Source organism: Anthropogastromicrobium sp. (genome assembly GCF_037349415.1).
In the GTDB taxonomy this organism is placed as follows: Bacteria; Bacillota; Clostridia; order Lachnospirales; family Lachnospiraceae; genus Anthropogastromicrobium; species Anthropogastromicrobium aceti.
This window is the reverse complement of sequence record NZ_JAXWCK010000034.1, coordinates 142611-154292: the sequence shown is the minus strand read 5'-3', so window position 1 is coordinate 154292 and position 11682 is coordinate 142611. Positions and strand designations below refer to the sequence as shown.

Annotated in this window: 8 protein-coding genes and 1 other RNA gene; 2 read left to right on the top strand and 7 right to left on the bottom strand. The window is 40.5% G+C overall.

Annotation, left to right across the window (positions count from 1 at the left end; translation table 11 throughout):
* Positions 1–371 precede the first annotated feature (371 nt).
* Entirely contained in the window at positions 372–1844 is a 1473-nt protein-coding gene (locus WJP93_RS08000) for an alpha-L-fucosidase (protein ID WP_337547666.1), read from the bottom strand.
* Positions 1845–2029: 185 nt separating this feature from the next.
* On the opposite strand from WJP93_RS08000, the gene WJP93_RS07995 reads away from it, so the two are divergent.
* Positions 2030–2956: an AraC family transcriptional regulator gene (locus tag WJP93_RS07995; RefSeq protein ID WP_337547664.1), complete on the top strand. Its 927-nt coding sequence runs from the start codon at positions 2030–2032 to the stop codon at positions 2954–2956.
* 23 nt (positions 2957–2979) lie between these two features.
* On the opposite strand, the gene rnpB is transcribed toward WJP93_RS07995, so the two are convergent.
* The 6 genes from rnpB to dnaG all read right to left on the bottom strand — a co-directional run bounded on the left by rnpB (position 2980) and on the right by dnaG (position 9805).
* An RNA gene (rnpB, locus tag WJP93_RS07990) (RNase P RNA component class A) lies at positions 2980–3321 on the bottom strand.
* Positions 3322–3574: 253 nt separating this feature from the next.
* Entirely contained in the window at positions 3575–5260 is a 1686-nt protein-coding gene (locus WJP93_RS07985) for a nucleoside kinase (protein WP_308732020.1), read from the bottom strand.
* 2 nt (positions 5261–5262) lie between these two features.
* Positions 5263–6099: a Nif3-like dinuclear metal center hexameric protein gene (locus tag WJP93_RS07980; RefSeq protein ID WP_337547662.1), complete on the bottom strand. Its 837-nt coding sequence runs from the start codon at positions 6097–6099 to the stop codon at positions 5263–5265.
* A 42-nt stretch (positions 6100–6141) separates the two neighbouring features.
* A complete protein-coding gene (locus tag WJP93_RS07975) occupies positions 6142–6858 on the bottom strand; it encodes a class I SAM-dependent methyltransferase (RefSeq protein WP_262537088.1) in 717 nt (238 codons plus the stop codon).
* 54 nt (positions 6859–6912) lie between these two features.
* Positions 6913–7983: an RNA polymerase sigma factor RpoD gene (rpoD, locus tag WJP93_RS07970; protein WP_308732021.1), complete on the bottom strand. Its 1071-nt coding sequence runs from the start codon at positions 7981–7983 to the stop codon at positions 6913–6915.
* 70 nt (positions 7984–8053) lie between these two features.
* On the bottom strand, positions 8054–9805 hold the full coding sequence (gene dnaG / locus WJP93_RS07965) for a DNA primase (RefSeq protein WP_337547659.1): 1752 nt from the start codon (positions 9803–9805) through the stop codon (positions 8054–8056).
* A gap of 173 nt (positions 9806–9978) precedes the next feature.
* On the opposite strand from dnaG, the gene WJP93_RS07960 reads away from it, so the two are divergent.
* Positions 9979–11682: a S8 family peptidase gene (locus WJP93_RS07960; protein ID WP_337547658.1), complete on the top strand. Its 1704-nt coding sequence runs from the start codon at positions 9979–9981 to the stop codon at positions 11680–11682.

The window sequence follows — 11682 nt, the reverse complement described above, 5'->3', positions numbered from 1 at the left end:
GGCTTTTTAAGAAATCTTCAGGGTTGGTTATACTGTTCAATTATCAAGGTTCTTTTTTTATCAGTTTTAGCACTCATTCGTACTGTTCGCTGACAATTCATTACTTTATCATATCATCTTGTATTTGTCAAGCACTTTTTTCAAACTTTTTTTAGTTTTTTTGTACTAATCGACTGTCTCACAAGCGACTTTGCTATAATAGCACCTTTCATTCTTCTTGTCAACTGTTTTTTCTTAATTTTTTCATTTTTTCGATTATTTCTATTCAGACTCCATTTTCCGCGTTTTTCAGTACTTTTGTAATCAATTTGTTTTCTAATATGAAGAAGGGGCACCTAAGCGCCCCTTCCCAAATCTGCGTGTTGTTGCCATCAATCAATCGTAATACGGAACACAATTGGCTTATCGCTCTCCACTACACACTCAATATGAAGACCTTCCTCGTCTCTTGTCCAAGCAAGCTCTCCATCTTTGCCAAGCACCTCTACCTTGCGAATGATTCCGCTAAAGTTTGCCTTCTTACTTGCATCCTGAATACCAAGTGATTTAATACAGTATGTATGGTCTGTGCTGCATTTTAATACAGTTGCATACAGTTTTCCATTTGCAGTTGTGAAACGAAAATCCTCTGATGTGAAATTCTTCTTGATTCCATCGGAGAATTGTCCCTCAACAATCTGGGTTGGACCTTCTGCGCTCTTGCGCCAAATTGTTGCATCGTAGATTGCCTCTCCATTTACTTTAAGCCAGCTTCCAATTTCCTTTAATACATGCTGATCCTCTTTGGATATGGTTCCGTCTGATTTTGGTCCCACATTTAAGAGCATACGGCCATTCTTACTTACAATATCGACAAGATCACAAATTAAATCTGTCGGATTTTTAAACTGATTATTTTCTGTATAGCACCATGAATTTAATGCAATCGCTGTATCTGTCTGCCACAAATATGGCTTCACATCTGCGAACTGACCTCTCTCTACATCCGGCACTGCTGTTCCAAATAAAAACGCATCATGCTTATAATTAATAACTGCACCAGTTCCCCATTCTGCTGCACGATTATAATAATAAGCTGCTAACTTCTTTAAATATGGCTTTGCAGATGCATGCTGGATCCACCAGTCAAAATATAGAATCTGTGGATGGTAGCGATCAATAATTTCACAAGTACGTACCAGCCAATCTTCCAAAAATTCCTTTGTCGGCGTCGGCTCACTGTTAATATCGTGATGATCTGCCTCCTTCATTGCCGGCCAATAGAAATCACCGCGCTCCATAGGTTCCTTAATGTCACTTTCAAACTCTTTTCCATGACTCATAAAAAACCAATGCTCAATACGGTGTGTAGATGCCCCCATGCGCATTCCTTTTTGGTTACAGCTTCTGCCAAGTTCACCTAATACATCACGCTTTGGTCCCATTTCATAAGCATTCCAATGAGATATCTCACTCTTGTACATTTGGAATCCATCATGATGCTCTGCAACTGGGACAACATATTGTGCACCTGCTTCTTCAAATAATGATGCCCATGCATCTGGATCAAACTTCTCTGCCTTAAACATTGGAATGAAATCCTTGTAGCCAAACTCACTATGCTTTCCATATGTCTTAATATGGTGCTCATATTCTGGCGAACCCTGAATATACATGTTGCGGGAATACCACTCATTTCCAAATGCCGGCACACTATACACGCCCCAGTGAATAAAAATTCCAAACTTTTTCTTCTGGTACCAATCTGGTGCCTGATACTGTGATAATGATTCCCAGGTATCCTTATAAGGACCTTTTTTAATTACCTCATCTATTCTTTTTAAATAAGGTTTCATGTCATACATAAAATATGCCTCCTTTTTGTCCGTTTTGTTTTTATAAGCTGCTGATATCTGCATTATAAAAAAAGTCACCTGTATATTCAAGACAATGCCATGACCTATTTTTTTAATTTATGTCGTGTTTTCGCATTTTTCCATTGACAGAAATCATAATTTCTGACATACTGACGACAAAAGGAGGCTGTTTTATGCATTTAAATCATCTTTCCTACTGTTTTTCAATTGATAATGCGCACTTTCGTGTTTCTATGCTATCAGACGGTGTAATTAATTATGTTATCCCAGGACACAGTCATGCAAAGGGCTGTTATGAAATTCACTGTATCACTGGTGGCAATGGAAGCATTCTTTTAAATAATACACGATTTCCTGTCGCAAAAAGCAGCATATATGTAACAGGACCTCATATTTTTCATGAACAAACGCCAGATCATGCACATCCTATGGCAGAAATGTGTGTCTACATGCAGCTTATCGCATCCCCAGATCAGCATGATGATACACTTTTTGACAAACATCTTGTGCAGTCATTCTTACAGCAGACATGTTGGATTGGGACTGATACTACAGGTATTCTTCCAATTATGAAACAAATCTTTTCAGAAGCAGCTATGCCTGCGCTTGTCGGTCACCAAGCTTACATGTCTGGCCTGTTTATGCAGCTTTTTTGTCTTCTTGTTCGCTGCTATCAGACTAATCCGAATACACCTGCTATGCCACAGCAGCAAAGACAAATAACGCTAAATGAAGCAGCTCAAGATAAGACAAATTTGCTTCAAAATGCGATGTCTCCTCTTGCCATTGAGGAAGCTTTTTTAAACAATTATAAAAGCATCACACTGTCTGATCTGGCTGCTGTCTCCCATATTTCTACCAGACAGCTGCAGCGCATGATTCAAAAGCAGTATGGCACTACATTTCAGAAAAAAAGGACACAGGCTCGCATCAGCGCTGCCTGCATCCTCTTAAAAACTACATCCTACTCTCTTAGCGAAATTGCTGAACAAACAGGATACTCCTCTCCAGAGCATTTTTCCTATGCCTTTCGTCAGCAGATGGGCTGTACACCAGGCACTTATCGAAGAAGAAACAACACAAAAACCCCGAAGACATAATTGCCTTCGGGGTTTTTGTACACGGTTTGACCAGAGCGATAAGCCGGGTTATGTCTGGAGTGATCATCTATCTAGTCCTGATGTTGCCACCAGGCTCAAGCGACCTACCCGAAAGCCGGCGGGCAACCGTATGCTTTCTGTTCGGTCTTGCTTCGGATGGGGTTTACACAGCCTTCTCTGTTACCAGACAAGCGGTAGTCTCTTACACTGCCTTTTCACCCTTACCCTTGCGGGCGGTTATTTTCTGTTGCACTTTCCTGGGAGTCACCTCCACCGGACGTTATCCGGCATCCTGCCCTATGAAGCCCGGACTTTCCTCACCTGCAGCCTTTCGTTTCTGCAGCCGCGATCACTTGTCCTGCTCAAACCATGCCTAACTATTTTACCACATTTTTTGAATTTGTAAAGTGTTTTTTTGAACTGGTATCCCATTATTACAGTTCACGGGACGCCCATTCGCAAAACCGCACGTCCCGTGCGTCGTTGCTAACCGCAAACAAGGTTTGCGCGCAACTTTGTTTTGCTCATGAACTGGCGTCCACTTCGTCATGCTGATCTGTCAAATCTTCATGCAAGCATGAGATTTATCCAGATCTAGCATGACGCGTGAACTGTAAATTACACATTAAAGCAGCTTCCGCCGATAAACTCTCTTAAAATTGAATTGATCGGAATTTTCTGGCTGTCAATACCAACAAAGTAGTCAAAGAATTTCAGCAGGCGTTTTGCCTCTGAATATTCTGGGGCGTTTCTGTCTATTCCAAATAACAGCGGCTCTGCATATGGCTTTAATACAGCCAGTTCATAAATAAGAGCGGAATTAAACACAACATCTGCTGTTTCCTGATATGGAAAAATATTTTTTTCTTCGCCTTTTCTGACATTATTCCACATTGCAATCGTATCCTGTGCTGATGCACCTCTTGTTCTTGCGTCGCGAACCATACGGCGAATCAGACGCCCATCTGTAGTTGGGATTCTATTGTGCTCATCAATATTTAACTGTGTAAGTGCACTGATATAAATACGGAAAATGGATTCCTTTGGCAGTAACGGATAAAGCTTTTCATTCAGGCAATGGATTCCCTCTATAACAAGAATATCTTCTGGACCGAGTCTCAAGAAATTTCCCTTATATTCGCGGCGTCCTGTAATAAAATTGTAAGTCGGCATGGAAACTGTCTTCCCTTGTAACAAATCTTCCATATCCTGATTAAATTGTGCCACATCAATGCACTCAAGATCTTCATAATTATAATTTCCATCTGCATCTTTTGGGCTTTTTTCGCGATCAACAAAATAGTTGTCCACACCAATTGGATGAGGACGAAGTCCTGCTGCCTTTAACTGCACAGACAAACGATAGGAAAAGGTTGTCTTTCCTGATGAAGACGGACCAGCAATAAGAATGATTTTTTTCTGTGGATCCTTTGCAATTGCATCTGCAATATGCGCCATTCTTTTTTCCATCAGTGCTTCCTGCACTAAAATCAGATCCGTAATATCTCTGCAGGAGGATTTTTTATTTGTCTTTCCTGTAATCAGCTCATTAAGCTCACCTACTGTCGCAACACCAAGCTCCTCTCCCCACTTACCAGTCTCTCTCATAACCTTAAAAAGCTTATGCTGCGGCTCAAATTCAGGAATTACCTCTGGTGCTTCCCTAACTGGCATTTGAAGCACAAAACCATCCTCGTAAGAATACAGTTTAAAATACTTTAAATAGCCTGTAGACGGCACCATATACCCATAATAATAGTCCTCCAAGCCATCAAGTGAATAAATATTAACCTTTGAAGCACGGCGAAAGCGAAACAATCTTTCCTTATCTGTCATTTTTGCTTTTCCAAACTGCTCTATAGCAGCTTCAGTACTAATGCTATATTTCTCAATTGGATAATTAGCTTCACGCAGTATCTCCATGGAAGTCTGAACCTGTTTTAATTCCTCTTCGTCTAAAACAAGGCCTTTATCAAAATGACAGAATAACCCCTTGCTCAGCGAGAATTCCACCTTTACCTGATTGCTGCCAAGGCGCTCCTTTGAAATAGTATCTTTTAATGCTTTTAACAAAAGAAGCACGACGCTTCTTCTGTATGCCATGATTCCAGCCTGACTTTGCGTTGTAAGAAAACTTACACTTGCTCCGTCCTTAATATATTTCCACAGTTCCTGAAGCTTGCCATTCACTGATGCCAGTACAATATCATGTTCAAACTGTGGCTGCAGTGTTCTTGCTAACTCTAAATATTTTGTGCTGTCTGCATATTGATACGGCTTTCCATTGTAATAAACAGTTATCATCCTTACTCCTTTCTGCACTTTAAAAAACGGCTCTTTCTTTGCATTGGAATCGTCAAAATCTCAATTGATGAACTCAATACCTCTGACAAATACTGTTCAACACACGTCTCAAATATATGTGCTGCTGTCTCACCAGGCAATTCCAGCACTGCTCTGTGCTCACTGCAAGCCTTCATCGCCTCCTTACTGCTTACGCCGCAGGTAACAATCAATTGAACACCTCGTTCCATAGCAGCATCTATACTCTTTTCATCTGCCCATACAACAACTGCTACATCTGAAAATGTCAGTCCATCATCTCTTTTTGATATATATGCATTGATCCCTTCCAATGAAAATAAATTACAGATCATGTCTGTAAGTTCCTCAAGTGACTTTTTCTTTTTGTAATATCCAATTCGTCCTTTACCACTTTGGCAGACTGTATCTTCCATTCCTGCATATGATGCCTGCGGCTCAGTGATGTACACACCAGAAAGTTCTAATCTTGAGGCAAGCCAATCAGCACTGCCTCCCTTACATTTATCAAAACTGCTTCCTGTCGCGTAACATGCAATATCATGGCGCAGCAGCTGCAGTAAAAGACGTCCCTGATAATTGGTGCTTCCAATTGTTAAAATAGGCTCCTCAATTATTGGCTCGTAAGAAATAATCATATCTGCCTGTGCAGACACAGCGTAATCTATTGTTTCCTGATCAATGCGATAAGCAACTATAATCGTTGAAACATTTTTATCACTTCTGCCTACTATTAATCCCGTATTTTCTTTTTTATCAGTCTGTGCCAATCCTTTTGGAATAAAAAGTTCCAGCTGTTTTTCAATATCACTGCATTTCATATATGTATCATCTGCCTTTCTTAAATTTGTAACTAATCAAAACTATGCGAAGCAACCACAATCGTATACTAACTGTCTGCGTTTTTTCAGACAGGTGATATCCTGATGCAGCTGTGCAATTCGCTGCGCGGCACGATCGTTTTCTGGTGCCTGCTTCATTTTCTCAAGGATCTGCTCATATTGTCTTTCTTCCTTTTCAAGATATGCCAAAAATGTCTTCATATCGTCCTTACAGATATCTTTTCCGTAGCGATACTCTTCCTCTGACCACTCTCTTTCATCTTTTTTTACAAGAACATGAAAAATAAAATAATACTTTCCCTCATCACAAAGCATATGCTCATACTCAATCAAATAACCGTTTGATACAAGATAGCGACGCACATCAAAAAGCTCTGACTGCGGTGATAAAATCAATTCTTTAAAGCTTTTTGCTGTATGCTCCTCATCCTGCAGCAGACGCATCATCAAAATGCCGCCAATGCCCGACATAATTAATGAATCTGCCTCACCTGGCTTTATATTTGCCAATCCATCAGACAGCCTTGTCTGTATTTTTTCTTCTAATCTATGCTCTTTTATATGCTCCTTTGCGCGCGAAAGCGGACCTGGACGCACATCTGCCGCAACAGCCAAAGGTGATATACCCGACTCTACAAGAAAAATCGGGACAAAACCATGGTCACAGCCAACATCCGCAGCGCGGTTTCCCTTTGTCACCATGGATGCAACTGTTTCCAATCTCTTTGATAATTTCATACGTATATTTTATTTCCTCTCTATATTGTATTTCATATTATATTTCTTTACAAATCACTCTAAATAATCCCTTAATTTACGACTTCTTGTAGGATGCTTTAGTTTCCTAAGCGCCTTTGCCTCAATTTGACGAATACGTTCTCTTGTCACATGAAAGATCTGACCGACCTCCTCAAGTGTTCTTGCTCTGCCATCTGTCAGTCCATAGCGAAGACGAAGCACCTCCTCCTCTCTGCGTGTAAGTGTGCTAAGTGCTTCAGAAAGCTGCTCATTTAATAAAACACGTGTTGTCTCTTCAAGTGGAATCATTGAGCCACAGTCCTGAATAAAATCACCTAAATGTGTTTCTTCCTCTTCTCCAATTGGCATTTCAAGAGACACTGGTTCCATATTCATCCTAATAGCATCACTAACCTTTTCCACAGGAAGATCGAGTGCTTGTGCAACCTCTTTAATGCTTGGCTCTCTTCCAAGCTCCTGCACCATACTTCGCGACTTTCGTATGATGCGGTTCATGTTTTCTACCATATGGACCGGAATCCTAATCGTTCTTGACTGATCGGCAATTGCACGCGTAACTGCCTGACGAATCCACCAGGTAGCATATGTTGAAAATTTATAACCTTTTGTGTAATCAAATTTTTCAACTGCTTTCATCAAGCCAAGATTTCCCTCTTGGATCAGATCAAGAAGTGCGAGCCCACATCCATTATAATGCTTGGCCACACTAACGACAAGGCGAAGGTTAGCCTCTGCAAGCCTTCTTCGTGCCTCTTCATCTCCTAGAGAAGCCTGCTTTGCAAGCTTTGTCTCTTCCTCTGCATCTAATAACGGCACCTTACCAATATCCTTCATATAAAGCTTTATCGGCTCATCCTCATCGTAATAAGTGCTTTCTTGCGTATCTATATCCTCTTCTTCCTCCTGACCAATTGAGATCAGGCTGCGTCCAAGAAGTTCTGTCACATGATCTAACCCCTTCTCTGTACGCATGGCTTCCGGAAATTTTTCCTCAATCTGAGAAAGTGCCACAAAACCTCCCTGCGTCTTTCCCAGATGAATCAATTCCATTACTCTTTTGTCAGATTCTAACTTTTTCATTTCAATGTCTGCCTTCATTTTCATGTCTGCCTTCATTCTGCCCGCAGGCTTTTTTGTTTTACTTGTTATGATATCTGACTATATTGTTGCCTTATTAAAAAGATATATTCAAATGATCCAATCCTTTTAACGCTTCCATTACCTCCTGAAGTCTCTTTATATCATCTGTCGTGTCGGCTTCCTTTTGCAGGCTGTGACGCTTTAAGCGAATCACACATTCGCGTATTCCTCTTGTTTTTTCTGATCCAGATGTCTCCTGAACAAGTTCACCATTAAAGATTTTAGCCACTTCCTGATACTGACTTTCATCTTCAATAAAATTTGTTAACAACTCTGCCGGATTTCCTTTTCCCTGCTCGATCTGCTTGTACAAAAGGCGAGCCACCTCTTGATAAAGAGAATCAGAAAAATCTTCTGGCATAATAATATCTGCCAGCTGATTAAGCTGTCCAGGATGATCGCTAAGCCATGTTAAAAGAAGTCTTTGTGCCGCCTTTAACCCCTCATCCTTTTCTCTTTTTTTCTGTACCTGCTTTCTTTCCTGCTGCATAGCCTGAGGTGCTTTGTAGGCATGTTCCTCCACCTTCTGTTTTAAAATTTGATAATCTATGCCGTATGTTCTAGATACTGCCTCTATATAATTATTTCGTTCAAGCACATCCTCAAACGTGCGAAGCTTGTTCGCTGCTTCCTCGAAAAATTCTGTTTTTTTGCTTGGATCTGAAAAATCATAGCCATCTCGCAGCACCTGAATTTCAAACATGAAGGAGGGGATTGCTTCATCAATGCGCTTTTGATATGCCTCAGCTCCCATATTTTTAATAAATTCATCAGGATCCTTATATGGTTTCATCGTCAGCACGCGAGCTGACAGTCCAGCTTCTTTTAGAATCGGTATCGCACGAAGTGCTGCCTTGATACCTGCACCGTCGCTGTCAAATGTAAGCACAACTTCCTTTGTATAGCGCTTAAGCAGCAGACCATGCTGTACTGTAAATGCAGTTCCAAGTGACGCAACTGCATTTGTAAATCCTGCCTGGTGGAGACTGATGACATCCATGTATCCTTCGCAAATCAGAAAATATGGTTTTCTGTTTCTCTTTGCAACATGCATGCCGTAAAGATTTCTGTTTTTTTCAAAAATCGGTGTCTCAGGGGAATTTAAATATTTTGGTTCTCCCTCTCCCATAACACGACCACCAAAGCCTATCACCTTGTTATTTATATCCATAATAGGAAACATAACACGATTCCAGAATTTATCATAACAGCCTCTCTCATCAATCTTTACAAGACCAGAATCTTTAATCTGTGCATCCGAAAACCCCTTCTGCCGCAAAAAGCGATATAAATCGTCTGGGTATTGATTTGCATATCCAAGGCCAAAATTTTTGATTGTCTCATCAGAAAGTCCTCTGCCTCGAAGATAAAGGTAGCCTCGTTTTCCATTTTCACTCATAAGCTGATGGTAAAAATAACGTGCTGCTTCTTTTTGTATGGCAAATAAAATACTTCTATAATCTGCCTGCCTTCTGCTCTCTTCGCTTTCTTCCTCTTGCGGCAGCTCGATTCCAGCTCTTTCTGCCAGCGACGCAACTGCCTCCTGAAAACTTTCATTTTCATAGTCCATGACAAACGTGATAACATTTCCGCCTTTTCCACATCCAAAGCAATAATACATCTGTTTCTGTGGTGACACTGAAAATGACGGTGACTTTTCATTGTGAAACGGACACAGTCCAAAATAGTTGCTTCCTTTTTTCTGCAGATGAATATATCCTCCGATCACATCTACTACGTCATTTCTTGCACGTACTTCCTCTATCACTTCATCTGAATACCGCATGAGCGCCGCTCCTTTCTTTCCCTGTTTTTGTACTTTTAAGTCCTGTTGCATCATACCATATTTTATACAAAAATTCAAGGAAGGGTTAGGTCTGTAAAATTGTAACATCGTAAATATATATGCAGAAATATAACTTTTCATTCTAAAAATTTAAAAATTTAAGGAGAAAATATATGAATAACCCCAAAGCAGATGCCGCTTTAAATTTATCTTTGTCGCTGCCTGAAAGCTTACATGAAAAGTCGACGTCTTTGTCTGCTGTTTTGACTGGCAGTGTATGGGAAATATTAGTGCTGGCATCACAAGATTTGTCTTTTCTAACAAAACAGTACCCTCAAATCGAGGTCTCAATGCTTCTTGAAAATTTTGCACTGCTTCGGCTGCCACCATCACTAATTCCAACAGTTAGCGCACTGCCGCAAATTCTTTATATAGAGATGCCACACTATATTTCTTTTGAAATCCTTTCTGGAAAACGCTCATCCTGTATTACACAGGTAACACTACCGCCACTTTCACTGACGGGAAATGGAGTTTTAGTTGGTTTTGTGGATTCCGGCATTGATCTGACACACCCAGATTTTCAAGATTCAAATGGAAATAGCCGCGTTTTATTTTTGTGGGATCAAACTAGGGATGAAGATCCACCAGATGGATATCTGTTTGGCACAGAATATAATAATGAGCAAATTAATGAGACACTGCGGGCTGGGAAAACTTTGTCAAAAGATGAGTCTGGACACGGTACTGCTGCAGCCGGGATTGCCTGCGGTAATGGCAATGCTTCTAAAGGACGCTATCGCGGTATTGCGCCTGAGACTGAACTAATCGTAGTGAAAATGCGAAAAAATAAAGGGCTGTACCCTAGAACTACAGAATTAATTAGTGGAATTGATTACTGCATAAGAAAGGCATTAAAATTTAATCGTCCTCTCGTACTAAATATAAGCTTTGGAAATAATTACGGTTCACATACAGGAAACTCACTTTCTGAACTTTATCTAAACCGCGTATCACTGCTTGGCCGCATCAGCATAATTGCTGCATCTGGAAATGAAGGTGCATCGCCAATACATACCTTTGGTTTTCTTGATCAGACAGTAAATGTTGATTTTTCTATTTCGGAACGTCAGACTTCTCTTAATATGCAGCTATGGAAAGATTACGCAGATGCTATGCGTATTAGACTAAGAGCGCCTTCTGGAATAGAATACACTCTTTCTGACAAATTTGGAACAAATATGGAAGTGCTGGATCAAACACAAATAGCTTTTTATAATAGTGCACCTTCTCCGTTTCAGCGTCTGCAGGAATATTATTTTGAATTTTTTCCAATAGCTGACAGCTTTTATTTAACTTCTGGTGTGTGGAGTCTTATCATTGAACCAATTTCAATAAAAAATGGTACATTCGAGATGTGGCTTCCTGCTGCCTCTAGCTTAAATGGTGCTACACGTTTTCTTTCTCCCGATCCATATAATACACTCACAGTACCATCTTCTGCTAATTCAGTTATTACTGTAGGAGCCTATGATGCAAAAACAAATACTCCAGCAGATTTTTCAGGGCGCGGAGCTGCTGCAATGCCAAATCTTTTAACAAAGCCTGATCTTGTCGCTCCCGGTGTTTCTGTCACAGTACCTTCATTTCCCGGCGGATATCAAACCGTATCTGGTACATCCTTTGCTGCACCATTTGTCACAGGCAGTGCTGCTCTTTTAATGGAATGGGGAATTGTAAAAAGAAACAATTTATTTTTATATGGAGAACAATTAAAGGCATGGCTGATTGCAGGTGCAAAAGAACTTCCAGGCTATCCCGTACCTAATCCTCGCACAGGTTGGGGAGCTCTTTGCCTAGAGGCAGCTTTACGATAG